Annotated in this window: 21 protein-coding genes; 9 read left to right on the top strand and 12 right to left on the bottom strand. The window is 61.5% G+C overall.

Translation table 11 applies throughout. The features are described 5' to 3' along the window. Positions 1 to 134: 134 nt before the first annotated feature. Entirely contained in the window at positions 135 to 767 is a 633-nt protein-coding gene (locus N8H74_RS19125) for a TetR family transcriptional regulator (RefSeq protein WP_217831486.1), read from the bottom strand. A gap of 266 nt (positions 768 to 1,033) precedes the next feature. Between N8H74_RS19125 and emhA the strand changes: the two genes are divergently transcribed. The 7 genes from emhA to N8H74_RS19090 all read left to right on the top strand — a co-directional run bounded on the left by emhA (position 1,034) and on the right by N8H74_RS19090 (position 11,010). Further along, on the top strand, positions 1,034 to 2,191 hold the full coding sequence (gene emhA, locus N8H74_RS19120) for an efflux RND transporter periplasmic adaptor subunit EmhA (RefSeq protein ID WP_217831487.1): 1,158 nt from the start codon (positions 1,034 to 1,036) through the stop codon (positions 2,189 to 2,191). Between the two features lie 3 nt (positions 2,192 to 2,194). Next, entirely contained in the window at positions 2,195 to 5,359 is a 3,165-nt protein-coding gene (gene emhB, locus N8H74_RS19115; RefSeq protein WP_262149487.1) for an efflux RND transporter permease subunit EmhB, read from the top strand. After that, a complete protein-coding gene (gene emhC, locus N8H74_RS19110) occupies positions 5,356 to 6,816 on the top strand; it encodes an efflux RND transporter outer membrane subunit EmhC (protein WP_217831490.1) in 1,461 nt (486 codons plus the stop codon). Before emhB ends, emhC begins: the two co-directional genes overlap by 4 nt. Before the next feature lie 336 nt (positions 6,817 to 7,152). Then, a complete protein-coding gene (locus N8H74_RS19105; RefSeq protein ID WP_262149485.1) occupies positions 7,153 to 8,406 on the top strand; it encodes an OprD family porin in 1,254 nt (417 codons plus the stop codon). Between the two features lie 190 nt (positions 8,407 to 8,596). Then, positions 8,597 to 9,787, top strand: a complete 1,191-nt coding sequence (locus N8H74_RS19100; RefSeq protein ID WP_262149483.1) for an FAD/NAD(P)-binding oxidoreductase — start codon at positions 8,597 to 8,599, stop codon at positions 9,785 to 9,787. 26 nt (positions 9,788 to 9,813) lie between these two features. Next, on the top strand, positions 9,814 to 10,170 hold the full coding sequence (locus tag N8H74_RS19095) for a DUF1641 domain-containing protein (protein ID WP_262149480.1): 357 nt from the start codon (positions 9,814 to 9,816) through the stop codon (positions 10,168 to 10,170). 21 nt (positions 10,171 to 10,191) lie between these two features. After that, complete coding sequence (locus N8H74_RS19090) at positions 10,192 to 11,010, top strand: methyltransferase domain-containing protein (protein WP_262149478.1); 819 nt, start codon at positions 10,192 to 10,194, stop codon at positions 11,008 to 11,010. Between the two features lie 79 nt (positions 11,011 to 11,089). Here the strand turns inward: N8H74_RS19090 and pcaC are convergent, their stop codons facing one another. The 11 genes from pcaC to pcaR all read right to left on the bottom strand — a co-directional run bounded on the left by pcaC (position 11,090) and on the right by pcaR (position 22,039). Further along, the gene (gene pcaC / locus N8H74_RS19085) at positions 11,090 to 11,482 is read right to left on the bottom strand and encodes a 4-carboxymuconolactone decarboxylase (protein ID WP_003222417.1); all 393 of its coding nucleotides are present in this window, start codon (positions 11,480 to 11,482) and stop codon (positions 11,090 to 11,092) included. Between the two features lie 10 nt (positions 11,483 to 11,492). After that, on the bottom strand, positions 11,493 to 12,284 hold the full coding sequence (pcaD, locus tag N8H74_RS19080) for a 3-oxoadipate enol-lactonase (RefSeq protein ID WP_262149476.1): 792 nt from the start codon (positions 12,282 to 12,284) through the stop codon (positions 11,493 to 11,495). Between the two features lie 12 nt (positions 12,285 to 12,296). Beyond that, a complete protein-coding gene (locus N8H74_RS19075; RefSeq protein WP_262149474.1) occupies positions 12,297 to 13,661 on the bottom strand; it encodes a 3-carboxy-cis,cis-muconate cycloisomerase in 1,365 nt (454 codons plus the stop codon). A gap of 49 nt (positions 13,662 to 13,710) precedes the next feature. After that, positions 13,711 to 15,006, bottom strand: coding sequence for an MFS family transporter (locus N8H74_RS19070; RefSeq protein ID WP_217831501.1), 1,296 nt, complete (start codon positions 15,004 to 15,006; stop codon positions 13,711 to 13,713). A 129-nt stretch (positions 15,007 to 15,135) separates the two neighbouring features. Next, a complete protein-coding gene (gene pcaG / locus N8H74_RS19065) occupies positions 15,136 to 15,702 on the bottom strand; it encodes a protocatechuate 3,4-dioxygenase subunit alpha (protein ID WP_262149470.1) in 567 nt (188 codons plus the stop codon). Position 15,703: 1 nt separating this feature from the next. Beyond that, on the bottom strand, positions 15,704 to 16,408 hold the full coding sequence (gene pcaH, locus N8H74_RS19060; RefSeq protein WP_217831504.1) for a protocatechuate 3,4-dioxygenase subunit beta: 705 nt from the start codon (positions 16,406 to 16,408) through the stop codon (positions 15,704 to 15,706). A gap of 37 nt (positions 16,409 to 16,445) precedes the next feature. Continuing rightward, the gene (pcaF, locus tag N8H74_RS19055; protein WP_262149467.1) at positions 16,446 to 17,651 is read right to left on the bottom strand and encodes a 3-oxoadipyl-CoA thiolase; all 1,206 of its coding nucleotides are present in this window, start codon (positions 17,649 to 17,651) and stop codon (positions 16,446 to 16,448) included. Continuing rightward, positions 17,648 to 18,427 (bottom strand): CoA-transferase subunit beta, encoded by a 780-nt coding sequence (locus N8H74_RS19050; protein WP_262149465.1) that lies wholly within the window; start codon positions 18,425 to 18,427, stop codon positions 17,648 to 17,650. The genes pcaF and N8H74_RS19050 overlap by 4 nt, the downstream gene beginning before the upstream one ends. Then, a complete protein-coding gene (locus N8H74_RS19045) occupies positions 18,427 to 19,284 on the bottom strand; it encodes a CoA transferase subunit A (RefSeq protein ID WP_217831507.1) in 858 nt (285 codons plus the stop codon). The genes N8H74_RS19050 and N8H74_RS19045 overlap by 1 nt, the downstream gene beginning before the upstream one ends. 270 nt (positions 19,285 to 19,554) lie before the next feature. Continuing rightward, the gene (locus N8H74_RS19040) at positions 19,555 to 20,901 is read right to left on the bottom strand and encodes an MFS transporter (RefSeq protein WP_217831509.1); all 1,347 of its coding nucleotides are present in this window, start codon (positions 20,899 to 20,901) and stop codon (positions 19,555 to 19,557) included. Between the two features lie 295 nt (positions 20,902 to 21,196). Beyond that, the gene (gene pcaR / locus N8H74_RS19035) at positions 21,197 to 22,039 is read right to left on the bottom strand and encodes a pca regulon transcriptional regulator PcaR (protein ID WP_217831511.1); all 843 of its coding nucleotides are present in this window, start codon (positions 22,037 to 22,039) and stop codon (positions 21,197 to 21,199) included. 644 nt (positions 22,040 to 22,683) lie between these two features. Between pcaR and N8H74_RS19030 the strand changes: the two genes are divergently transcribed. After that, positions 22,684 to 22,884, top strand: a complete 201-nt coding sequence (locus tag N8H74_RS19030; protein WP_007986337.1) for a hypothetical protein — start codon at positions 22,684 to 22,686, stop codon at positions 22,882 to 22,884. A gap of 375 nt (positions 22,885 to 23,259) precedes the next feature. Next, positions 23,260 to 24,735, top strand: a complete 1,476-nt coding sequence (locus tag N8H74_RS19025) for an inorganic phosphate transporter (RefSeq protein WP_262149460.1) — start codon at positions 23,260 to 23,262, stop codon at positions 24,733 to 24,735. The last annotated feature ends 323 nt before the right edge of the window (positions 24,736 to 25,058 follow it).

The following is a 25,058-nucleotide window of genomic DNA, read 5'->3' as shown; positions in this document are numbered from 1 at the left end:
AAATACGTAGCTCGCTATGTTTCAACTCGAACCGCAGCGGTATATAAAAGCATCCCATTGCAGCGGGGCGAGCGAACAGGGATCTTCATTCGCCTCCATCATCGACACAAACTGATCCAATTACGTATTTTGTTTCATTTGCGCAGGCTGGGGCTCAAGCGCAGCATATCCAGCCCGGTTTCAACCCAGCGCTCGGCTTCGGCGTGCAGTTCAAAGCTGTCAGGCACCAACAGCCAGCCGTACAACAGGCCATCGATGTACGCGTGAATGCTGATGGCCGCGCGGGCAGTGTCGAGATCCGCCGGCAACTGGCCGCGATTCACGGCGTTGCGCAAGGTCAGGCCGATACGCAGATTGCATTCGAGACTGGCTTCCCGACGCTGTTGGCGCAGATCGCACATTTCATCGGTGAACTCGCACTTATGAAACAGAATTTCGTTGATACGCCGGGTCTTCGGATCCAGAGCAACTTGATGAAACAAATGAATCAGCAGCTTGCGCATGCAGCCCAGTGGATCGAGTTCGTCCTCGCTCTCACTGGCTCTGGCCAGTTCATCCAGCGGCTCTTTCAGCGTATCGAGCATCGCCTGCAACAGATCGGCCTTATTGCTGAAATGCCAGTAGATGGCGCCGCGAGTCACGCCGGCCAGGCTGGCGATATCCGCCAGCGTCGTACGCGCCACGCCCCGTTCATAGAAGGCTTTCTGGGCGGCTTCGAGAATCTGGCTTCTGGTTTCTTGAGCTTCCTCTTTGGTACGACGGACCATGACAGTAAAACCTCAAACAGGATGTTTCAGGGATGGCTGAATATCCGCTGAATAAAAAGGGGGTGATCTCTCGTGGATCGACGCCCCGGCCTACAATTTCAGACCTTGCGACGACTTTTGTATCAGGCTGGGTACGCGGCCAAGGTGTTTACAAACAACCATGAACGTAAGTATATTCCTTAGCAAGCTACTTATCCACCCGGCACCTGATTTTTACCCTTCCACACTTCTTGTGCGCTTTTCGCGCGCCTGACCCGAGGATCTTCATGCAATTCAAGCCAGCTGTTACCGCTCTGGTCACTGCCGTCGCCCTGGCATCGCTGCTCAGCGGATGTAAAAAGGAAGAGGCGGCTCCCGCCGCACCACCTCCTCAGGTCGGCGTCGTCACCCTGCAACCACAAGCGTTCACCCTCACGTCCGAACTGCCGGGGCGCACCAGTGCGTTCCGCATCGCTGAAGTTCGACCGCAGGTCAACGGCATCATTCTCAAGCGTCTGTTCAAGGAAGGCGGCGATGTCAAAGCCGGCCAGCAGCTGTATCAGATCGATCCGTCGGTCTATGAAGCGACCCTGAAAAGCGCCGAAGCCAACCTGCGTTCGACCAAGTCGATCTCCGACCGCTACAAGCAACTGGTCGATGAGCAAGCGGTCAGCCGTCAGGAATACGACACCGCCGTGGCCAACCGCCTGCAATCGGAAGCGTCCTTGCAGACCGCACAGATCAACGTGCGCTACACCAAGGTCTACGCGCCGATTTCCGGGCGTATCGGCCGCTCTTCGGTGACAGAAGGCGCGCTCGTCAGCAGCGGCCAGACCGACGCCATGGCCGTGATCCAGCAGCTCGATCCGATCTACGTCGACGTCACCCAGTCCTCGGTGGAACTGCTGGAACTGCGCCGCGAACTGGAAAGCGGTCGTCTGCAAAAGGCCGGCGACAACGCCGCTGCGGTCAAGCTGACCCTGGAAGACGGCAGCCAGTACAAACTCGACGGTAAGCTGGAATTCTCCGAAGTGTCGGTCGACCAGACCACCGGTTCGGTGACCCTGCGCGCCGTGTTCCCGAACCCGGATCACACCCTGCTGCCAGGCATGTTCGTGCACGCCCAGTTGCAGGCCGGTGTGAACAGCGCAGCGATCCTAGCTCCGCAGCAAGGCGTGACCCGCGACCTCAAAGGCACGCCAACCGCTCTGGTGGTCGGCCCGGACAACAAGGTCGAACTGCGTCAGCTCAAGGCCAGCCGCACCGTCGGCAGCCAGTGGCTGATCGAAGACGGCCTGAAGGCCGGCGATCGCCTGATCACCGAAGGGCTGCAATTCGTCAAGCCAGGCATCGAAGTCAAGCCGAGCGAAGCGACCAACGTTGGCGCAAAGAACCCGGCCCCCGCTCAGGCAGCTGACAAAGCCGCCGGCGGCAAAGGGGAGTAACCCATGTCAAAATTTTTCATCGACCGTCCGATTTTCGCCTGGGTAATTGCCCTGGTGATCATGTTGGTCGGGGCACTCTCGATCCTGAAATTGCCGATCAACCAGTACCCGAGCATCGCGCCACCGGCCATTGCGATCCAGGTGACCTACCCGGGTGCGTCCGCACAGACCGTGCAGGACACCGTGGTTCAAGTGATCGAACAGCAGCTCAACGGTATCGACAACCTGCGTTATGTGTCGTCGGAAAGTAACTCCGACGGCAGCATGACCATCACCGCGACCTTCGAGCAAGGCACCAACTCCGACACCGCGCAGGTCCAGGTCCAGAACAAGCTGAACCTGGCCACCCCGCTGCTGCCGCAGGAAGTGCAGCAACAAGGGATCCGCGTAACCAAGGCGGTGAAGAACTTCCTCCTGGTGATCGGCGTGGTGTCGCGTGACGGCAGCATGACCAAGGACGACCTGTCCAACTACATCGTGTCGAACATGCAGGACCCGATTTCGCGGACCGCCGGTGTCGGTGACTTCCAGGTCTTCGGTGCCCAGTACGCGATGCGCATCTGGCTCGACCCGGCCAAGTTGAACAACTTCAACCTGACCCCGGTCGACGTGAAAACCGCCATCGCGGCGCAGAACGTCCAGGTGTCGTCCGGTCAGCTCGGCGGCTTGCCTGCCGTGCAGGGCCAGCAACTGAACGCCACGATCATCGGCAAGACCCGTCTGCAGACCGCCGAGCAGTTCAAGGAAATCCTGCTCAAGGTCAACAAGGACGGTTCGCAGGTTCGCCTCAAAGACGTCGCCGATGTCGGCCTCGGTGGCGAGAACTACGCGGTCAGCGCCCAGTTCAACGGCAGCCCGGCGTCCGGTCTGGCGGTGAAACTGGCCAACGGCGCCAACGCCCTCGACACTGCCAAGGCCCTGCGCAAGACGATTGACGACCTCAAGCCGTTCTTCCCGCAAGGCATGGAAGTGGTGTTCCCGTACGACACCACCCCGGTGGTGACCGAATCGATCAAGGGTGTGGTTGAAACCCTGGTCGAAGCGATCGTGCTGGTGTTCCTGGTGATGTTCCTGTTCCTGCAGAACTTCCGTGCCACCGTCATCACCACGATGACCGTGCCGGTGGTATTGCTCGGTACATTCGGCATCCTCGCCGCCGCCGGTTTCAGCATCAACACGCTGACCATGTTCGGCATGGTGCTGGCCATCGGCTTGCTGGTGGACGACGCCATCGTCGTGGTGGAAAACGTCGAGCGGGTGATGAGCGAAGAAGGCTTGTCACCGAAGGAAGCGACCAAGAAGTCCATGGGCCAGATCCAGGGCGCACTGGTCGGTATCGCGCTGGTTCTGTCGGCGGTACTGCTGCCGATGGCGTTCTTCAGCGGCTCGACCGGTGTGATCTACAAGCAGTTCTCGATCACCATCGTTTCGGCCATGGCCCTGTCGGTGATGGTTGCCCTGATCTTCACCCCGGCACTCTGCGCCACCATGCTCAAGGCGATTCCGCACGGTGAGCACGGCGCGCCGAAAAAAGGCTTCTTCGGCTGGTTCAACCGCAACTTCGACCGTGGTGTTCGTGGCTACGAGCGTGGCGTGGGAAATATCCTGCAGCGCAAGGCACCGTATCTGCTGGCTTATCTGCTGATCGTGGTCGGCATGGTCTGGCTGTTCACCCGCATCCCGACCGCGTTCCTTCCGGAAGAAGATCAGGGCGTACTGTTCGCCCAGGTGCAGACCCCGGCCGGCTCGACTGCCCAGCGCACTCAGGTGGTCGTGGATGAAATGCGTGAATACCTGCTGCGTCCAAGCAAGGACGGCGGTGAGGCCGACGCGGTAGCCTCGGTGTTCACCGTGACCGGCTTCAACTTCGCCGGCCGTGGCCAGAGCTCGGGGATGGCGTTCATCATGCTCAAGCCATGGCACGAGCGTAATGCCGACAACAGTGTGTTCAGCCTCGCCGCCCGCGCCCAGCAGCATTTCTTCGGCTTCCGTGACGCGATGGTGTTCGCCTTCGCCCCGCCAGCGGTACTGGAGCTGGGTAACGCCACCGGTTTCGACGTGTTCCTGCAAGACCGCGCCGGTATCGGTCACGACAAGCTGATGGCTGCCCGCAACCAGTTCCTGGGTATGGCCGCGCAGAGCAAGGTGCTCACCCAGGTGCGCCCGAACGGCCTGAACGACGAGCCGCAGTTCCAGCTGGAAATCGATGACGAGAAGGCCAGTGCCCTGGGCATTACCATCGCCGACATCAACAACACTCTGTCGATCGCGTTGGGCAGTAGCTACGTCAACGACTTCATCGACCGTGGTCGGGTGAAGAAAGTCTACGTACAGGGCCAGCCGGACTCGCGCATGAGCCCCGAAGACCTGAAGAAGTGGTACGTGCGCAACGCCGCCGGCACCATGGTTCCGTTCTCGGCCTTCGCCAAGGGCGAGTGGATCTACGGTTCGCCGAAACTGGCGCGTTACAACGGCGTGGAAGCACTGGAGATCCTGGGTGCCCCGGCGCCGGGTTACTCGACCGGTGAAGCGATGGCCGAAGTCGAAGCGATCGCCAAGAAGCTGCCGGCCGGTGTCGGTATTTCCTGGACCGGTCTGTCCTACGAGGAACGTCTGTCGGGCTCGCAAGCACCGGCGCTGTACGCCCTCTCGCTGCTGATGGTGTTCCTGTGTCTGGCGGCGCTGTATGAGAGCTGGTCGATTCCGATCGCGGTCATGCTGGTGGTGCCGCTGGGGATCATCGGTGCGCTGATGGCCACCAGCCTGCGCGGCCTGTCCAATGACGTGTACTTCCAGGTGGGGCTGTTGACGACCATCGGTCTGGCGGCTAAAAACGCCATTCTGATCGTCGAGTTCGCCAAGGAGCTGCACGAGCAGGGCCGCAGCCTGCGCGATGCCGCCATCGAAGCGTGCCGCATGCGTCTGCGACCGATCATCATGACGTCGCTGGCCTTCGTCCTCGGCGTGGTGCCGCTGGCGATTTCCACCGGCGCGGGTTCCGGCAGTCAACACGCGATCGGTACGGGCGTGATTGGCGGTATGCTCACGGCAACGATCCTGGCGATTTTCTGGGTTCCACTGTTCTTCGTCACTGTGTCGTCCATGGGCCAGCGCAAAAACGCCGGCAAGGATGACGCCATAGAAACTCCTAAAGAGGCTGGCCAATGAGCAAGTCGCTACTCTCCATCGCAGTCGCCGCCTTCGTGCTGAGCGGTTGCTCGCTGATCCCTGACTATCAGCAGCCTGAAGCACCGGTCGCGGCGCAATACCCGCAAGGCCCGGCGTACTCGTCGGCCCAGGCGCCGGCGCAGGCCGCCGCCGAGCAGGGCTGGAAGCAGTTTTTCCATGACCCGGCCCTGCAACAGCTGATCCAGGTGGCCCTGGAAAACAACCGCGACCTGCGCGTCGCGGCGCTGAACATCGACGCCTACGCGGCTCAATACCGCATCCAGCGTGCCGACCTGTTCCCGGCCGTTTCGGCCACCGGCAGCGGCAGCCGCCAGCGGGTTCCGGCCCGCGCGTCGCAGACCGGTGAAGCGAGCATCAGCAGCTCCTACTCCGCCACCGTCGGCATCAGCGCCTACGAGCTCGACCTGTTCGGTCGGGTTCGCAGCCTGAGCGAACAAGCGCTGCAACAATACTTCGCCACCGAAGAGGCGCGCCGCAGCACCCAGATCAGCCTGGTCGCCAGCGTGGCCAACGCCTACCTGACCTGGCAGGCCGACAAGGAACTGCTCAAGCTGACTCAGGACACCCTCGGTGCCTTCGAGGAAAGCTACAAGCTGACCAGCCGCAGCAACGAAGTCGGTGTGGCCTCGGCACTGGACCTGGCGCAGTCGCGCACTTCCGTGGAAAACGCCCGGGCGCAACTGGCGCGCTACACCCGCCAGGTCGCTCAGGACGAAAACAGTCTGACCCTGCTGCTCGGCACCGGCGTGCCGGCCAACCTGCAAGCGGCCAAGCCGCTGTCGGATGACCTGCTCGCCGACGTACCGGCCGGTCTGCCATCGGATCTGCTGCAGCGTCGTCCGGACATCCTCCAGGCCGAATACAACCTGAAGGCGGCCAACGCCAATATCGGCGCGGCCCGTGCGGCGTTCTTCCCGAGCATCAGCCTGACCGCCAACGCGGGCAGCCTGAGCCCGGACCTGTCCGGCCTGTTCAAGGGTGGCTCGGGTACGTGGCTGTTCCAGCCGCAGATCAACCTGCCGATCTTCAACGCCGGTAGCCTGCGCGCCAGCCTCGACTACGCCAAGATCCAGAAGGACATCGGTGTGGCTAACTACGAGAAGTCCATTCAAACGGCCTTCCAGGAAGTTGCCGACGGCCTGGCCGCACGCCAGACCTACACCGAACAGTTGCAGGCGCAGCGTGACTTCGTCACCGCCAACCAGGATTACTACCGCCTGGCCGAGCGTCGCTACCGCATCGGTGTCGACAGCAACCTGACCTTCCTCGATGCCCAGCGTCAGCTGTTCAGCGCGCAACAATCGCTGATCACCGACCGCCTCGCGCAGTTGACCAGCGCGGTCAACCTGTACAAGGCCCTGGGCGGTGGCTGGAATGCGCAGACCGCGCAGAACGAACCGCTGAAGGAAGAAGCGCCGAAGATGAAGCTGTTCTGATCATCAGCAGCTGAACACAAAACGCCCGCCATTTTGGCGGGCGTTTTGTTTGTAGCAGAAAGACGTGAACAGCCCTCACACCCACCGGACAATCCACCGCATCTAGCGTTCGATAATCGCCCAAAACCCGCTTTCGGCGATTGAATCGCCCCACTCGCGCCCCGCACCATTCGTCCCACAAAACCAATAACAACAGGTTCGACACCATGCTCCCGCGCCCTGCCCCATCCGGCTGATCGCCGCCGTTTCCCCCCCTGACTCACGACGCCATGTCTGCCCCGCTCGCCGCGGCAGCGCGCCCCGCTTCACCTAAAAATAATTAGAGAGACTCACCTCATGACGCCTTCCACCTATGCATTTCCCGGTCTGATCGCCCTGACACTGGCCGGCGCCGCCCTGCCCGTGGCGGCCGAGGAAGCCGGATTCGTCGAAGGAGCCAAGGTCAACCTGAACCTGCGCAACTTCTACATCAACCGCAACTTCACCAACCCGACCAAGGCTCAGGGCAAGGCTGAAGAGTGGACGCAGAACTTCATTCTCGACGCCAAATCCGGCTTCACCCAAGGCACCGTCGGTTTTGGCATGGACGTGCTGGGGTTGTACTCGGTGAAGCTCGATGGCGGCAAAGGCACCGGCGGCACGCAGGCGTTGCCGCTGGACCATGACGGCCGCCCGGCGGACACCTTCGGCCGCACCAACGTGGCGTTCAAGGCCAGGCTGTCGCAGACCGAAATCAAGGTCGGCGAGTGGATGCCGGTGCTGCCGATCCTGCGGTCGGACGACGGTCGCTCCCTGCCACAAACCTTCCGTGGCGGGCAGATCACCTCGAAGGAAATCGACGGCCTGACGCTCTACGGCGGCCAGTTCCGCGCCAACAGCCCGCGCGACGACAGCAGCATGAGCGACATGTCGATGACCGGCAAAGCGGCGTTCACCTCCGACCGTTTCAACTTCCAGGGCGGCGAGTACGTGTTCAATGAAAAACGCACGCAGATCGGCCTGTGGAACGCCGAACTCAAGGACATCTACAGCCAGCAATACGTCAACCTGATCCACAGCCAGCCGCTGGGCGACTGGACCCTCGGCGCCAACCTCGGCTTCTTCTACGGCAAGGACGATGGCAGCGCACGGGCCGGCGAGCTGGACAACAAGACCTGGTCGGGGATGTTTTCCGCGCGCTACGGCGGCAACACCTTCTATCTCGGCCTGCAAAAACTCACCGGCGACAGCGCCTGGATGCGGGTCAACGGCACCAGCGGCGGCACCCTGGCCAACGACAGCTACAACGCCAGCTACGACAACGCCCGGGAACGTTCCTGGCAGGTGCGCCACGACTACAACTTCGTCGCCCTCGGCATTCCCGGCCTGACCCTGATGAACCGCTACATCAGCGGCGACAACGTCCACACCGGCAGCATCACCGACGGCAAGGAATGGGGGCGTGAATCGGAACTGGGCTACACGGTACAGAGCGGCACGCTCAAGGACCTGAACGTCAGATGGCGCAATTCGACCATGCGCCGCGACTTCAGCAACAACGAATTCGACGAGAACCGTCTGATCGTCAGCTACCCGATCAGTCTGCTCTGAGCTGCAATCCCGACGCACCACAGAATGTGGCGTGTCGCGATTTACCGCCGGTCGTATCGAACTGGCGGTTTGCGCAAACGCGGATAGAGTCAAAAAGTTACTGAATTCTCCATCTCGGCTGTAGGAGCCCTTTTTCTTCCGTTATCTCCGGATGCTGTACGCGAAGCTGCCTTGGCCACGGAGGTCAGGTATGAGCAAGCGAATAGTTATCGTCGGTGGCGGCGTAGGAGGAACCATGCTGGCCAATCAACTGGCCCGCAAGCTGTATCCGGAAATCCTGCGCGGCGAAGTCTCGATCCTGTTGTTGTCCGATTGCCCCGATCACTACTACAAACCTGCGTTCATGTACGTAGCGTTCAATCTGTATTTCAAAGAAGAACTCAAACGCCCGGAACGCTCATTGCTGCGCCCGGAAATCGGCTTTCAGGTCGAAAAGGTCACGCGCTTCGATTTCGCCGGCCAACGCCTGAAGACCAGCAGCGGCAAGCCCTTTAGCTACGACTTCCTGGTGATTGCCACCGGATGTTTGCCGGCACCGGAACGCATCGAAGGTCTGCAAGAGGCCGGCGACCATTTCTATCAATACGATCCGGCCCGTCAGTTGGCCCAGCGCCTGAGCACGATTGAAAAGGGTCGGATCTTCATCTCCGTGTCGTTCCCCCAGACGCCCAACGTTCCACATCAGTGCGGTATCGCTCCGGTGGAAACGACGCTGATGCTGGACGACTACCTGCGGCGGCGTGGGGTTCGGGACAAGGTGGAAATCATCTACACCTACCCGACCACCGCCCAACTGCTGCGAAACTGCCTGTTCCTGCAACGTCCGACCGGGGAAATTCTGCCTGCCATTTTCGAGCAGAAGGACATCCACTATCAGCGCGGCTTCACCCTGAGCCGGGTTGATCCGGATGCGAAAATCGCCTACTCCGCAGAGGGTGAGGCGCAGCCTTTCGACATCCTGATGGCAACACCGCCGATCCGCGCGGTGGATGCGGTGCTGGAGTGTGGTGTCTCGCAGGCGCAAAACGATGAAGGCTGGCTGCCGACCAACCACGAAACACTGCAGGTCTATGGTCTGGAGAATGTCTATGTGATCGGCGACACCGTGGATCTGCCAATCAGCAAGGCCGGGGGGGCCTGCCATAACCAGGCGCCAGTGATCGCCAACAACATTGCCGCCGAAATTCGTCTCGGCAAACCGGTCAGCATCTATGACGGGCGGGTCCAGGCCGTCGCGCAAATGGGCCTCAATGCCGGCATGCCCCTTTGGTACGACTACTCCAGAGACGTGCAGCCCACCCCACCCACCAAAATCGGCGGCCTGCTGCGCAACGGCTTCAATCGCGGCCTGTACTGGGCCGTCGCCCGGGGAATGCTTTGACCCTGCACAGGGAGGAGTGATTGCTGATGAACATGCCTGAAGACGTGTCGGCCACACCCGGGTACAGCGCCCTGATGGCCAGATTGCAACCTTTGATCGATGGCGGGCGACTGGACAACATCGTCGACCTGCTTTCCCTGGTGTCGGACCTGATCGACCTGCTGGATGCCGCCACGGTGGAAAAACTGGCCAATGTGTTCGAAGAGGTTACGGCTTCCGGTTGGGCAGCGGCCAATACCCTGCGAATGACCAAGGCCGAAATCATGACACAAGGCAAACCGCCGAGCCTCTACGCCCTGCTCAAACTGCTGAACGAAGAAGATACGCGCAAAGGTGTGGCCGTTGTCCTGAAAACGCTCAACGTCATCGGAAGACAGCTGTAAATCGCCAGAGAGGACCACCTCATGAGCGTAAACCTCGAAACGCCGGGCAAGCCCTGCACCGACTGGGACGCCAAGGCGTACCAGCAGTTTTCCCGACTCAGGCAACAGCCTGTCAATGAATTGCTCGACCGTGTCCGCGTGGAAAATCCCCGGCACATTTATGACCTGGGCTGCGGCACCGGGATTGCCACACGATTGCTCGCCGAACGCTGGCCGCGTGCACAATTGCAGGGCATCGACAGCTCCGAAGAGATGTTGAGAGAAGCACGCTGCCTGCCGATCAAGGCATCGTGGCAGCAGTGCGACCTGCTCGACTGGAAGCCCGAAAGTCAGGCGGATCTATTGTTCGCCGCCGCTGTGCTGCATTTCATCGACGACCACGAACAATTATTGCCGCGCCTGCTCGGCTACCTCAGTCCGGGCGGTTGCCTGGCCGCCCACATGCCGAACTGGCGTGATGCGTTGTGGTATCGGCTGATGCTCGACACCCTCGAAGATGGCGGCCCCGGCGGTACACCGCTGGGCACGACGCAGTTGCGCCAACGTATGGCTGCTCGCCCATTGTTGCGACTCAAGGATTACTACCGACTGCTCGCGCCAGTCACCCGGTCCCTGGAAATCTGGGAGAGCCGGCAACTGCAAGTGGTCGATGGTAAATCGCCGGTGTATGACTGGGTGAGAGTATCGGCGTTGCGCCAGGTGATGCTGGGGCTCGATAAAGAGGAGCAGGCGCGGTTCATCTATCACTTTGTGATGCGGGTGCATAAGCACTATCCGCAAGAGAGCGACGGGCACACGCTGTTTCCGTTCAAGCGGATTTTTATCGTGGCCCGAGTTTGAGTAGAAGGAGCGGATTGAGGCGTCGCAGCGTCCGGCGCCTTCGCGGGCTTACCCGCGAAAGCGCCGGCGCGGGGCTCCATCACTCCCTGGATTCGACGCCCAGTTCATCCCAGACCGACTCGGCCAGATGAAACGTCGCATTGGCCGCCGGAATCCCGCAGTAAATCGCGCTCTGCATGATCACTTCCTTGATCTCCCCACGGCTCACGCCGTTATTGGCCGCTGCGCGCAGGTGCAGTTTGAGTTCGGCCTCGCGGTTCATGCCGATCAGCATGGCGATGGTGATCAGGCTGCGGGTGTGGCGCGGCAAGCCTGGACGGGTCCAGATGTCGCCCCAGGCGTGGCGGGTGATCATCTCCTGGAACTCCGAGTTGAACTCGGTCAGGGCGTTCAGGCTGCGGTCGACATGGGCATCGCCCAGCACCGCGCGACGCACTTGCAGGCCTTCGTCGTAACGTTGTTTCTCGTCCACGGATACGTCCTCAATCGGCCTGCAAAAACGTCAGTACCCGCTCGCTGAACCCAGCGCCGGCCTGAACGTTGGAAAGGTGTGCGGCATAAAATTCGGCATACTGCGCCCCTCGCACATGCGCCTGAATGAAATGCCCGCCGGACGGCGGCGTCACCGCGTCTTCAGTGCCGGAAATCACCAGCAGCGGCGCGCTGATCGACGCCAGTTGATCGCGAAAATCCGCATCACGCACCGCCGCGCAATTGGCGGCGTAGCCTTCTGGCGAAGTGGCGGCGAGCATGTCAGTGATCTGCTTGGCCGTCTCTGGGTTGGCGGTAGAAAAGTCCGGGGTAAACCAGCGGGCAATCGACGCATCGCGCAACGCGACCATCGCCGCCGCACCATCGCGCAGCACGGTTTCGATGCGTGGATTCCACACCGACGGATCGCCGATTTTCGCGGCCGTGTTACACACGATCAGCTTGTGCAGGCGCTGACCGGCATTGATCCCCAGCCACTGACCGATCAGACCGCCCATCGACAGTCCGCAGAAATGCGCCCGCTCGATGTGCAACGCATCCAGCAGCGCCAGCACGTCGTGGCCCAGTTGCTCGATGCTGTACGGCCCCGGCGTGACCAGCGACTGGCCGTGACCACGGGTGTCGAAACGCAACACGCGAAAGTGCTCGGTGAACGCCGGCATCTGCGCGTCCCACATGTGCAGGTTAGTGCCCAGCGAGTTGGACAGCACCAGTACCGGCGCGCCCTCCGGCCCTTCAATTTGGTAGTGCAGTTCGCCATCGGCGAGTTGAACGAAAGCCACAGCCCTCTCCTTTCAGACAGTCAAAGCGTTGTGTTCGGCCACCGCGCGCTCGACCCAGACTTGTGCCTGGCCAAGGTAATGGGCGGGATTGAGCAGGTGATCCAGTTCAGCGGCGCTCAGTTCGGCGGTCACCTGCGGTTCATCGCCCAGCACCGCGCGCAAATGACGCTGCTCGGCCACCGCGCGTTTGCAACATTGTTCGAGCAGATGATGGGCCTTGTCGCGCCCGACCCGTTGCGCCAGGACGATGCTCACCGCTTCGGCCAGCACCAGGCCCTGGGTCAGTTCCAGGTTGCGCGCCATGCGTGCGGCATCGACCTCAAGCCCGTCGGCCAGCTGCCGCGCCTGTTGCAATGCGCCCGAAACCAAACCGCAAATCTCCGGCAGGGTTTCCCATTCGGCATGCCACAGCCCGAGGCTGCGCTCGTGTTCCTGGGGCATGGCGCTGAACAGCGTCGACACCAGTCCCGGCACCCGCGTGGCCGCACCGATCAGCACCGCCGCGCCCACCGGGTTGCGTTTGTGCGGCATGGTCGAGGAACCGCCCTTGCCCGGCGCTGAAGGTTCGAACACCTCGGCCGCTTCGGTTTGCATCAACAGACTGATGTCGCGCCCGAGCTTGCCGAGGCTGCCCGCAATCAGGCCGAGCACGGCGCCGAACTCGACGATGCGATCACGCTGGGTGTGCCACGGTTGCTCCGGCAGGCTCAGTTGCAGCTCTTCGGCCAGTGCCCGGGCAATCGGCAAAGCCTGCTCGCCCAGCGCCGCGAGGGTGCCGGACGCGCCGCCGAATTGCAGCACCAACAGACGCGGTTTGAGTTCGCGCAGACGCTGGCGGCTGCGGGTCACGGCGCCGAGCCAACCGGCGATCTTCATGCCGAGGGTGACCGGGGTGGCGTGTTGCAGCCAGGTGCGCCCGGCCAACGGGGTTGCCGCATGACGCTGCGCTTGCATCGCCAGCGAATCGGCCAACTGCGCCAGATCGTTTTCAATCAACCCCAGCGCCTGACGCAATTGCAGCACCAGCCCGGAGTCCATCACGTCCTGGCTGGTCGCGCCCAGATGCACGTAGCGTTCGGCTTCGGCATCTGCCGCCGCGATTTGCCTGCCCAACGCCTTGACCAGCGGAATCGCCGAATTGCCCGCCGTGGCGATGGCCTCGCCCAGTGCCGCGAAGTCGTACAGACCGGCATCGCAGGCGTTTTCGATCGGCCCGACGGCCGTCGCCGGAATCAACCCGACCCGCGCCTCGGCCCGTGCCAGCGCCGCTTCGACATCGAGCATCGCCTGCACCCGGCCGTGATCGCAGAACACCTCACGCATATCGCGGGCAGTGAAATAGGCATCGAACAATTGATTGCCCGGTCGCTGAGTCATAAGAATCCTTGCCGGCGCGGGCCGTGCATGACGGCCCGCGCACATCGGTTTAGAGGTCGTGATGTAAATACGCCGCCTGTCTGGGCAGACGCAAGCTGAACAGGAACGCCACCGCCATCATCACCGTGACGTACCAGTAGAAGGAGTTTTCCATGCCCGCCGATTTAAGGCTCAGGGCCACGTATTCCGCCGAGCCCCCGAAGATCGCATTCGCCACCGCGTAAGCCAGGCCGACACCAAGGGCGCGGACTTCCGGCGGGAACATCTCGGCTTTCACCAGACCGCTGATCGAGGTGTAGAAGCTGACGATCGCCAGCGCCACGGTAATCAGCACGAAGGCCAGGAACGGACTGCTAACGCTTTTCAGGCTCAACAGGATCGGCACGGTGAACAGTGTGCCGAGCGCGCCGAACCAGAGCATCGAGTTACGGCGGCCGATCTTGTCGGCGAGCATGCCGAACAGCGGCTGCATGCACATATAAAGGAACAGTGCGCCGGTCATGATGTAACTGGCGGTCTTGGCGTGCATGCCGGCGGTGTTCACCAGGTATTTCTGCATGTACGTGGTGAAGGTGTAGAAAATCAGCGAACCACCGGCGGTGTAACCAAGGACGGTGATGAACGCAGCCTTGTGGTCGCGGAACAACGCACGAATGCTGCCGGCGTCCTTGTTCTCGCGCATTTCCTTGCTGGTGGTTTCTTTCAGGGTGCGACGCAGGAACAGCGAAATCAGCGCCGCCACCGCTCCGACCACAAATGGAATCCGCCAGCCGTAGGCACGCAGTTCATCTTCGCTGAGGAACTGTTGCAGGATCACCACCAGCAGCACCGCCAGCAGTTGTCCGCCGATCAGGGTCACGTACTGGAACGAGGCGAAGAAACCGCGCTGGCCCTTGAGCGCCACTTCACTCATGTAAGTGGCGGTGGTGCCATACTCGCCGCCCACCGACAGACCTTGCAGCAGACGCGCGAACAACAGCAGCACCGGCGCCCAGACCCCGATGCTGGCGTAGGTCGGCAGACAGGCGATGAGCAACGAGCCGAAGCACATCATCAGCACCGAAATCATCATCGAATTCTTGCGCCCGTGCTTGTCCGCCACCCGGCCGAAAATCCAGCCGCCGATCGGTCGCATCAGGAACCCGGCGGCGAACACCCCGGCCGTGTTGACCAGTTGCACCGTGGGGTTGTCGGAGGGGAAAAACGCCGGGGCGAAATAGATCGCGCAAAAGGCGTAGACGTAGAAGTCGAACCATTCGACCAGGTTGCCGGACGAGGCGCCGACAATGGCGAAGATGCGCTTGCTGCGCTCTTCGCCGGTGTAGTGGGAGGTCAGGGTTGTCATTGTTATTTACTCTTTGGGGACACGTGAGAGTCTAGACACACTTTGCAACAGTCCCGTTCCACAGATACATCAACCGCTGCGATCCCCGTGGGAGCCGGCTTGCCCGTTCCCACGGGGATCGCGGCGAACTCAATAATCGAAGAACACCGTCTCCGCCTCAGTGCCCTGCAGAATCACATTCCATTGATAAACCCCAGCGGCATCCGGCTTGGCCAGCAGCGTCGCGCGGCGCTCGGCCGGCACACATTCGAGCAACGGATCATCGACGTTGGCCGGGTCGCCTTCGAAATAGATCCGGGTCAGCAGGTGCTTGACCAGACCCCGGGCAAACACCAGTACCACCAGATGCGGCGCCTGGGTCGAGCCTTTCAGTCCCTCGACCGTGCCCGGTTTGATCGTGGTGAAACGGAAACGCCCCTCGGCATCCACCGGCACCCGGCCGAAGCCTTCGAAGTTCGGGTCCAGCGGTTTGTCCTGCTCGTCTTCCGGGTGGTCGTACTTGCCGGCAGCGTTGGCCTGCCAGACTTCCAGCATGGCGTCGTTGACGACATCGCCATTGCCGTCGATGACTTGCCCGGTGATCGCCACGCGTTCGCCGAGAGTCAGTTCAGTGGCGAGGTTCTCGCGGTTCAGCCAGGTCAGGCCGATGTGGTAATACGGCCCGACAGTGTGGGAAGTGGTCGCGGTCAGGGTCATCTCATTTCTCCATCGGCGTGGCTTCGCGGCCGCGCAGCACGATGTCCCAGCGATAAGCGAGGGCGTAGGACGGAATGGTTTTTTCCAGATCGAAAGCGGCGATCAGGCGCTCCTTGGCGCGGGTGTCCGGCACGCAGTTGTAGATCGGGTCATACGCCAGCAGCGGATCGCCCGGAAAGTACATCTGGGTGACCAGGCGCGTCAGGATGCTTGGCCCGAACAACGAAAAATGCACGTGCGCCGGGCGCCAGGCGTTGTGGTGATTGCCCCACGGGTAAGCGCCGGGCTTGATGGTCTGGAACTGATACCAGCCGTCGGCGTCGGTCACGGTGCGGCCGGTGCCGGTGAAATTCGGGTCCAGCGGCGCGTCGTGCAGGTCGCGGGCATGGTTGTAGCGACCGGCGGCGTTGGCCTGCCAGATCTCTACCAGAATCCCCGGCACCGGCAGACCGTCCTCATCAAGCACACGGCCATGGATGATGATCCGCTCGCCCAACGGCTCGCCAGCGTGCTGGGCGGTCAGGTCGTTATCGGTGTCGGCAACCCGCTCGGCACCGATAGTCGGGCCAGTGATTTCCGACAGCGAATGGGGCAGAAACACCAACGGCTTGGACGGCGAGCGCAGATTGGTGGATTGATACGTCGGATGCAGGTACGGCGGCTGGGTGCCTTCCTGTGGGCGACGGTAACCAGGCTTGTCAGTCATTTCGCTTTCCTCTGTTCTTATTCGTCACGCCAAGGCGTCAGACGCGTTCGATTGCCAGAGCCAGACCCTGGCCGACGCCGACGCACATGGTCGCCAGACCTTTCTTGCCACCGGTCTTTTCCAGTTGATGCAGGGCGGTCAACACCAGACGCGCGCCGCTCATGCCCAACGGGTGGCCCAAGGCAATCGCGCCACCGTTCGGGTTGACCTGGGCCGCGTCGTCCGCCAGCCCCAGTTCGCGCAATACCGCCAGGCCCTGGCTGGCAAAGGCTTCGTTGAGTTCGATCACATCGAAATCGCTGACCGCCACGCCCAGACGCTCGGTGAGTTTGCGCACCGCCGGCACCGGGCCGATGCCCATCACCCGTGGTGCAACCCCGGCACTGGCCATGCCCAGCACTTTGGCGCGAGCGGTCAGGCCGTGTTTTTTCACCGCGTCAGCTGAGGCCAGAATCAGGGCCGCCGCCCCGTCATTCACACCGGAAGCGTTGCCGGCGGTGACAGTTTTGTCCGGACCGTTGACTGGTTTCAGTTTGGTCAGGGCTTCGAGGGTGGTGTCGGCGCGGGGATGTTCGTCCTGGCTGACCACGGTTTCACCCTTCTTGTGGGCGATCCGTACTTCGACGATTTCCTCGGCAAAGTAGCCGGAAGCTTGTGCAGCGGCAGTCCGTTGCTGACTGCGCAGCGCGAAAGCGTCCTGATCCTCGCGGGAAATTTCGTAGTCGTCGGCGACGTTGTCGGCGGTCTGCGGCATTGCATCAACGCCGTACCGGGCCTTCATCAACGGATTGATGAAGCGCCAGCCGATGGTGGTGTCTTCCAGTTTCATGTTGCGCGAGAACGCCGCGTCGGCCTTGCCCATCACGAACGGCGCGCGGGACATCGACTCGACGCCGCCAGCAATCGCCAGCTCCATTTCGCCACTGGCGATGGCGCGGAACGCGGTGCCGATGGCGTCCATGCCCGAAGCGCAGAGACGGTTGAGGGTCACGCCGGGCACGGTTTCCGGCAGGCCCGCCAGCAGCAGCGCCATCCGCGCCACGTTGCGGTTGTCTTCACCGGCCTGGTTGGCGCAGCCGAGGAACACCTCGTCGATGGCGTTCCAGTCCACGCTCGGGTTGCGCTCGATCAACGCCTTGATCGGCACAGCAGCCAGATCGTCGGCGCGCACCGCCGCCAGGCCACCGCCAAAACGGCCGATGGGGGTACGAATCGCATCACAGATATAAACGTCGCGCATCATGCTTCTCCCGGTGCCTGACCGTGGGCGGCTGCGGTGCGGGCTTCGAGATCGCGCAGCGCGGTCAGTTCGACCTCGGTCGGTTCAGCGGTGATTGCAACGCTGTCGGCAAACCGGATCGGCCACCCGGTGGCAGCGATCACCTGCTCGCGGGTCACCCCCGGATGCAGCGCGGTGACCACGAACTCATGGGTGCCGGCTTCCGGCTCCATGATGCACAGGTCAGTGATGATGCCGACCGGCCCGGCGCCCGGCAGGCCCAGGCGTTTGCGCGAATCGCCACCCTCGCCGTGACCGACCGAGGTGATGAAGTCGAGTTTGTCGACAAACGAACGTGCCGACTGTCTAAGGATGATCAGCACACTTTTCGCCGAACCGGCGATTTCCGGCGCACCACCGGCACCCGGCAGACGCACTTTCGGCTGGTGATAACTGCCGACGACGGTGGTGTTGATGTTGCCGAAGCGGTCGACCTGAGCCGCGCCGAGAAAACCGACGTCGATGCGTCCGCCCTGCAGCCAGTAGCGAAAAATCTCACCGGTAGGAACGACGGTGTCGGCGGTTTCCGCCAACTCACCGTCACCGATGGACAGCGGCAGCACGCTCGGTTTGGCACCGATCGGGCCGGATTCGTAGATCAGCACCACGTCCGGCGACGAGGTCAGACGCGCCAGGTTGGCCGCTTTCGACGGCAGGCCGATGCCGACGAAGCACACCGAACCGTTCTTCAGGCGACGGGCCGCCGCGACGGTCATCATTTCATTGGTGGTGTAAGTCATTACTTGGCCTCCGAAGCAGCGGCCAACTTGGCCTGGAACGCGCTGAAGTCAGCGCAGCCATGGATGTATTCGTTGATCCACGCGGTAAACGTCTCACGGTCGCGGGCGATCGGGTCCCACGCCTGATAGAAACGATTGTCCCGCTCGGTGTAACCGTGGGCGTAGGACGGATGCGCGCCACCGGGCACATGGCACACCGCGCTCAAGGCCCAGGTCGGCAGGACGCAGGCGTTCATTGGCGCCTTGAGGTCATCGACGATTTCTTCGACGGTGACGATGCAACGCTTGGCGGCCAGCGCGGCTTCTTTCTGCACGCCGAGGATGCCCCACAACAGCACGTTGCCCTTGCGGTCGGCCTTCTGCGCATGGATCACCGTCACGTCCGGACGCACCGACGGCACCGCCGCCAGCACTTCACCGGTAAACGGGCACGTGACCGACTTGATCAACGGATTGACCTTCGGCAGATCGGAACCGGCGTAGGCACGCAGCACCGCGAACGGCAGGCCGGAAGCGCCGGCGACGTAGGCATTCGCCAGGTCGGCGTGGCTGTGTTCTTCAATTTCCAGAGCATGTGGCCATTGTTTCTCGACCGCGTCGCGCAGACGGTGCAGCGAACCCACGCCCGGATTGCCGCCCCAGGAAAAAATCAGCTTGCGCGCACAGCCGGCGCCGATCAGTTGGTCGTAGATCAGGTCAGGCGTCATCCGCACCAGGGTCAGATCTTTCTTGCCCTGACGAATGATTTCGTGACCCGCCGCCGTAGGGATCAGATGAGTGAAGCCTTCGAGCGCGACGGTGTCACCGTCGTTGACGAATTGCTTCACCGCGTCGTGCAGCGAAAGGATCTCAGCCATGGAGCGGCTCCCGATTTTGTAGTGGATCGCCAGTGATAAAAAGGCGCGAGGTTCTGCGCCGGAGTCACTGCAGATTAAGCCGCTGAAAATCGCCAAACAATCCGATAATCGACTGAGTGTTCGTTTATCGAACAGATTGTTATCCAGCTAACAATCAGCCTCAAATGCTTCGCGGGCAAGCCCTCTGCCACAGAAACGACGGAGATTCCGTGGCAGAGAGCTTGCCCGCGAAAAGGCCAGAACCTTCAGCGAAGATTCAGAAGACTGAACTCAAGTCGCATCCGCATGGCTGACCAGCCCCTTGATCACCACGGCGGTGGTGGCCAGTGCCGCCGGAATCACCAATGCCGTCAGCACTTGCTCGAAGTTCCAGCCCAGCCCCAGCAAGGTCGCACCCATCCACGCCCCGAGAATCGCGCCGAAGCGGCCAATCCCCAGCATCCACGAAACACCGGTCGCCCGGCCCTGGGTCGGGTAGAACCGCGCCGCCAGCGAAGGCATTGCCGATTGCGCGCCGTTGACGCACATGCCGGCCAGCAGCACCAGCGTCGCCAGTAATGTCATGCTGCCCAGGCTCTGCCCCACCGCGTAGGCAAACACCCCGGCCAACAGGTAGAAAGTGCCGATGACCTTGTGCGGATTGAACCGGTCCATCGCCCAGCCTACGCCGACCGCACTCAACACCCCGCCGAACTGGAACAGCGCGCCGATAAACGCCGACTGTTCCATGCTCGCGCCACTGTCACGCATCAGTGTCGGCAGCCAACTGGTCAGCAGGTACACGATCACCAGGCCCATGAAGTAAGTCAGCCACAGCAACAGGGTGCCGGCGCTGTAGGTGCCGGAGAAAATCACCGCGAACACGTTGCGCGCCTTGACGGTTTTCTGTTCCGGCACGCTGAAGCTCGAGGCTTGGGCGACGATGGCCGGGTCGATCGGCGCGAGGGTCTGGCGAACCTTGTCGGTGCCACGGTTGCGCACCACCAGATAACGCGCCGACTCCGGCAGCCAGAGCAGCAACACCACGGCGAGGATCAACGGCAGGATTCCGCCGATCAGCAGCAGGCTGTGCCAGCCGAACGCCGGGATCAGTTTGGCCGAGATGAACCCGCCGCCGGCCATGCCCAGATTGAAACCACAGAACATGCTGGTCACCAGCAGCGATTTCTTGCGCTCCGGGGTGTATTCCGACAGCAGCGTGGTGGCGTTCGGCATGCCGGCGCCCAAGCCAAGGCCCGTGAGGAAACGCAGCACCAGCAATTGCTCGACATTGCTGCTGTAGGCCGACGCCAGGCTGAAGGCACCGAACAGCAGCACCGCACCGACCAATACGACTTTTCGCCCGAAGCGGTCAGCCAATGGCCCGGAACCCAGTGCGCCGAAGACCATGCCGATCAGCGCGGCGCTCATCACCGGGCCGAGGCTGGCGCGGTCGATGCCCCAGTCCTGGGACAGCGCCGGCGCAATAAACCCCATGGCCGCCGTATCGAGGCCATCGAGGAACACAATCAGGAAACACAGGATCACCACCCGCCACTGATAGCGCGAGATCGGTTGGGCGTTGATGAAGGACTGCACGTCCAGGCAGTTACCTACGGCGGACTGAGGCTGGTTCATTATTTTTATTCCACGCAAAAAAACGCAGTCGAACGGCGGCCGGCCGGGAAGCGGCACGGTCACAAGAATAGAAGGCTTGAGTCAGGCGTTGCCCGTTAGCGACAACACGGGCGGGAGTGGCGACAGTCGGGGGACATGCGCATGAGAAGTTGCCTCTTGTCATTATTATGGAAGTCGCCGAACCGGCCTGACCTTGCTTGGCCAGCGCCGGATGACGCTGCCGCGACATTAATGATCCGGGGGTTTTAGCGTCAATTCGATAAACGCAACTCTGTGCGTTTATCGAACAGCTTCCTTACGCAAACAACTGCGCGCTGAGGTCGCGACTGGCGCTCAGCATGCCCGGCAAAAAGCGTTGTTCCAGCTCGCTGCGGCTGACCCGACCGGCATGGGTGCTGACGTTGAGCGCCGCCACCACCTGACCGGAAGCGTCATACACCGGCACCGCAATCGAACGCAGGCCCTGCTCCAGTTCCTGGTCGACGATGCACCAGCCCTGCTGTCGCACTTGCTGCAGACATTCAAGCAAGGCCTCGGGGGTGTGGATCGTGCGGCTGGTCTTGGCGACCAGTTCCGCGTGGTCGAGGTATTCGCCCAGTGATGTGTCATCCAGCGCCGCCAAGAGAATTCGGCCCATGGACGTGCAATACGCCGGCAGGCGACCGCCGACCGAGAGGTCCACCGAGATCAGCCGTTGCGTGGTGGCCGAACGGGCGATGTAGAGAATGTCGTCGCCTTCGAGCGTGGCCATGTTGCAGGCTTCGTGCAATTGCTCGCTCATGCGATCGAGATACGGCTGGGCCGACACCGCCAACGGCGTCGAGGACAGATAGGCGTGACCGAGGGTCAGCACTTTCGGCAACAGCGAATAAGTACGGCCGTCGGTGGTGGCGTAGCCGAGTTTGATCAGCGTGTGCAGGCAACGGCGCACCGCCGCGCGAGGGATTTCGGTGCGGTGGCTGATCTGGGCGATGGTCAGGTGACGCTTGCGCTCCTGAAAGGCTTGCACCACCGCCAGGCCACGGGCCAGGGAGGTCATGAAGTCCGGATCGCCGGTCAGCGCCTGGATCCGCTTGGCGGGCGAGGCGACGATCGGCGGCGCCACAGAGGTGAAAGAGTTGCGCATTTGATCGTTCATGGCGGGTCCTTTTTTCCGGCGCGAATCAGCGAGCTATACAAGCGGCTCGCGAGCACTTGCACAAGCGCCGGACCGCCAACATTGGGCGATTATCGAACCGCCGACCGATAATCGCAATCGCCCGCAACGCGCCGCAAGCTTGTATCCGCCAACTTGGTGAACGCTCGAAAGCCTGTCTAAGTTGATCGACTAAATGACGTCAGAAACACAGCACTCTTCAACAAAAGGATCACTCGGACTGCAACTACGGGTAAAACATGCGAGTAACAAAACAATCACACATTCAGAACTGCTTTTGAATTTTCAAAGATAGTCATTCTCGATTCGATGGCTATAATGCACCTCAGTGGCGCCGCATTTTCTTACTTGCCGACGGTGCCACCCGCCGACGCGATATTCATCGCCGCCGGCCCCGGCAAGCGCCTGATGCTCATTACCCATGCACCGCCAGCGCGCTCGCTGAAACAGGAAACTGATGCTGCGTCAGTTTTAATCTGGTGCCGTAGCCGCCTGCAACATGGAAGTCTTGATCGCTCTGCCGATAACCCGGTGCCAATTCAGGCATCCGTGGTCGACAGATGCGCTCGTTGATTCGTTGCCGTGCGTTTCACCAGACATTTATCTCAACTCAAACAGGTATCACTGTGACGAAAGACGAACTGCGCGCGGAACTTGAGCGCCAGGAACAACGTTACAAGGAAGTTTACGGCGGAGAAGTCACCACCTACGCCGCCCAACCCGAACCGGAACGCAAGCCATGGCGTAAACGCGCCACCGTTCAGGATCAGGTCTTCCAGCAAGAACTGCAAAAAATGGAAAAGGAACTCAAAGCCGAAGAGCCATGAGCTTGAAGCCTTGAGTTTTTCGAGGGTTGACGTCCACACCGGTTAAAAGCACGGTGCGGTGACGATGCCTTGCGCGCCCGCTACCCGCGGGCAGCGGCCAGCTCTACCTTCCTACGTGGAATTGGTACTGGTCTGACACGTTTCAGAGATATTTCACACAGCCGTTTGAGCAACCCGCACGGCTGGAAAAACCCTGACCGCTTGTCTATTTTTTCAGACAAATCAACAGCTTGTAAAACCCAGCAAAACACTCGGGGGTTACGGCTTGCCACAAATTATTTCGTTGAAGAGTGTTACCGATGAGCAGGTAGGGCATCGATTTCCACTCTTTTCTGGCATAATCGCGCCCCCTTATGACCGGGCCAGAAAACCTTCATGATCGATTTATTCAGCGGACTGGATGCTTGGGTGCTTGTGAGCCTCTTGCTCGCCCTGACGTTTGTCCTCGCTTTCGAGTTCATCAATGGATTTCATGACACCGCTAACGCGGTAGCCACTGTTATCTACACCAAAGCCATGCCGCCTCACCTGGCGGTGTTCTTTTCCGGTGTGTTCAACTTCCTCGGCGTACTGCTGGGCGGCGTTGGCGTGGCGTATGCCATCGTTCACTTGCTGCCGGTGGAACTGCTGATCAATGTGAACACCGGCCATGGTCTGGCGATGGTGTTCTCGTTGCTCGCAGCGGCAATCGCCTGGAACCTGGGCACCTGGTACTTCGGTATCCCGGCCTCCAGTTCCCACACGCTGATCGGTTCGATCCTCGGTGTCGGCCTGGCCAACGCCCTGATCAACGACATTCCGTTGGCCGACGGGGTCAACTGGCAGAAAGCGATCGATATCGGTGCCTCGCTGGTGTTCTCGCCCATGGCCGGTTTCCTGATCGCCGCGCTGATCCTGATCGGCCTGAAATGGTGGCGCCCGCTGTCGAAGATGCACAAGACGCCGGAGCAGCGCCGCAAGATCGACGACAAGAAGCACCCACCTTTCTGGAACCGTCTGGTGCTGGTGATCTCGGCCATGGCCGTGAGCTTCGTACACGGCTCCAACGACGGCCAGAAAGGCATCGGCCTGATCATGCTGGTGCTGATCGGTATCGTCCCTGCACAGTTCGTACTCGACCTGAACAGCACGACTTACCAGATCGAACGCACCCGCGACGCGACCCTGCACCTGAGCCAGTTCTACAAGCGCAACGCCGATACCCTGGGCGAGTTCCTGGCACTGGGCAAAAGCGTGGAAGGTGATCTGCCGGAGAAATTCCGTTGCAACCCGCAACAGACCGAACCGACCATCACCGCCCTGCTCGACACCCTCAAAGGCGTTGCGGACTACCATTCGCTGTCGTCGGAAAGCCGTATCGAAGTGCGTCGCTACCTGCTCTGCCTGGACGACACCGCGAAGAAAGTCAGCAAGCTGCCAGGCCTCGCGACCCGTGAAAAGGCTGACCTGGACAAATTGCGCAAAGACCTGACCACCACCACCGAATACGCCCCGTTCTGGGTGATTCTGGCGGTCGCCCTGGCCCTGGGCCTGGGCACCATGGTCGGCTGGAAACGCGTGGTACTGACCATCGGCGAGAAAATCGGCAAGCAAGGCATGACCTACTCCCAGGGCATGTCGGCGCAGATCACCACGGCGAGCCTGATCGGCATGGCCAACATCTTCAGCCTGCCAGTCTCCACCACCCACGTCCTCTCCTCGGGCGTGGCCGGCACCATGGTCGCCAACAAAAGCGGCCTGCAAGGCGGCACCGTGCGCACCATCCTGCTGGCCTGGGTCCTGACCCTGCCGGCGACCGTGGCATTGTCTGCCGGGCTGTTCTGGCTGGCGTCCAAGGCATTGAGCAGCTGATAGACCCCCGCAATGAAAAAGGCGCGATCCGTGGGGATCGCGCCTTTTTTATTGCGGTTTGAAAAGCCTCAATACCTGAAAAACCAAAACCAAAAGCCCCTCATCGGAACGCCGCCCGCCTAGCCCTCCCGAAACGTCGTACCGCCCGGAGGCAGAGGGGGCTGACCACAGCGGCAGCAAAGAATATGTACACCCACCAAAACCCGGTCGGCCCGAAGGCCGCCTCCACGGGCAAGCCCACTCCCACAAAAGCAAAAGCAAAAGCCGTCCACCTCCGCCCTTCACCACTCAACACAATGAGCGTTAGCTCGAGTACCGCTTTT

The sequence above is a fragment of the Pseudomonas sp. B2M1-30 genome (assembly GCF_025447575.1).
In the GTDB taxonomy this organism is placed as follows: domain Bacteria; phylum Pseudomonadota; class Gammaproteobacteria; order Pseudomonadales; family Pseudomonadaceae; genus Aquipseudomonas; species Aquipseudomonas botevensis.
This window is presented reverse-complemented; position numbering and strand designations above follow the sequence as displayed.

What these genes read in the sequence shown, in the direction of transcription:
- N8H74_RS19125 (WP_217831486.1), bottom strand. Translation starts at nt 767, where the DNA reads ATGGTCCGTCGTACCAAAGAGGAAGCTCAAGAAACCAGAAGCCAGATT.
- emhA (WP_217831487.1), top strand. Translation starts at nt 1,034, where the DNA reads ATGCAATTCAAGCCAGCTGTTACCGCTCTGGTCACTGCCGTCGCCCTG.
- emhB (WP_262149487.1), top strand. Translation starts at nt 2,195, where the DNA reads ATGTCAAAATTTTTCATCGACCGTCCGATTTTCGCCTGGGTAATTGCC.
- emhC (WP_217831490.1), top strand. Translation starts at nt 5,356, where the DNA reads ATGAGCAAGTCGCTACTCTCCATCGCAGTCGCCGCCTTCGTGCTGAGC.
- N8H74_RS19105 (WP_262149485.1), top strand. Translation starts at nt 7,153, where the DNA reads ATGACGCCTTCCACCTATGCATTTCCCGGTCTGATCGCCCTGACACTG.
- N8H74_RS19100 (WP_262149483.1), top strand. Translation starts at nt 8,597, where the DNA reads ATGAGCAAGCGAATAGTTATCGTCGGTGGCGGCGTAGGAGGAACCATG.
- N8H74_RS19095 (WP_262149480.1), top strand. Translation starts at nt 9,814, where the DNA reads ATGAACATGCCTGAAGACGTGTCGGCCACACCCGGGTACAGCGCCCTG.
- N8H74_RS19090 (WP_262149478.1), top strand. Translation starts at nt 10,192, where the DNA reads ATGAGCGTAAACCTCGAAACGCCGGGCAAGCCCTGCACCGACTGGGAC.
- N8H74_RS19075 (WP_262149474.1), bottom strand. Translation starts at nt 13,661, where the DNA reads ATGACTCAGCGACCGGGCAATCAATTGTTCGATGCCTATTTCACTGCC.
- N8H74_RS19070 (WP_217831501.1), bottom strand. Translation starts at nt 15,006, where the DNA reads ATGACAACCCTGACCTCCCACTACACCGGCGAAGAGCGCAGCAAGCGC.
- pcaG (WP_262149470.1), bottom strand. Translation starts at nt 15,702, where the DNA reads ATGACCCTGACCGCGACCACTTCCCACACTGTCGGGCCGTATTACCAC.
- pcaH (WP_217831504.1), bottom strand. Translation starts at nt 16,408, where the DNA reads ATGACTGACAAGCCTGGTTACCGTCGCCCACAGGAAGGCACCCAGCCG.
- pcaF (WP_262149467.1), bottom strand. Translation starts at nt 17,651, where the DNA reads ATGATGCGCGACGTTTATATCTGTGATGCGATTCGTACCCCCATCGGC.
- N8H74_RS19050 (WP_262149465.1), bottom strand. Translation starts at nt 18,427, where the DNA reads ATGACTTACACCACCAATGAAATGATGACCGTCGCGGCGGCCCGTCGC.
- N8H74_RS19045 (WP_217831507.1), bottom strand. Translation starts at nt 19,284, where the DNA reads ATGGCTGAGATCCTTTCGCTGCACGACGCGGTGAAGCAATTCGTCAAC.
- N8H74_RS19040 (WP_217831509.1), bottom strand. Translation starts at nt 20,901, where the DNA reads ATGAACCAGCCTCAGTCCGCCGTAGGTAACTGCCTGGACGTGCAGTCC.
- pcaR (WP_217831511.1), bottom strand. Translation starts at nt 22,039, where the DNA reads ATGAACGATCAAATGCGCAACTCTTTCACCTCTGTGGCGCCGCCGATC.
- N8H74_RS19025 (WP_262149460.1), top strand. Translation starts at nt 23,260, where the DNA reads ATGATCGATTTATTCAGCGGACTGGATGCTTGGGTGCTTGTGAGCCTC.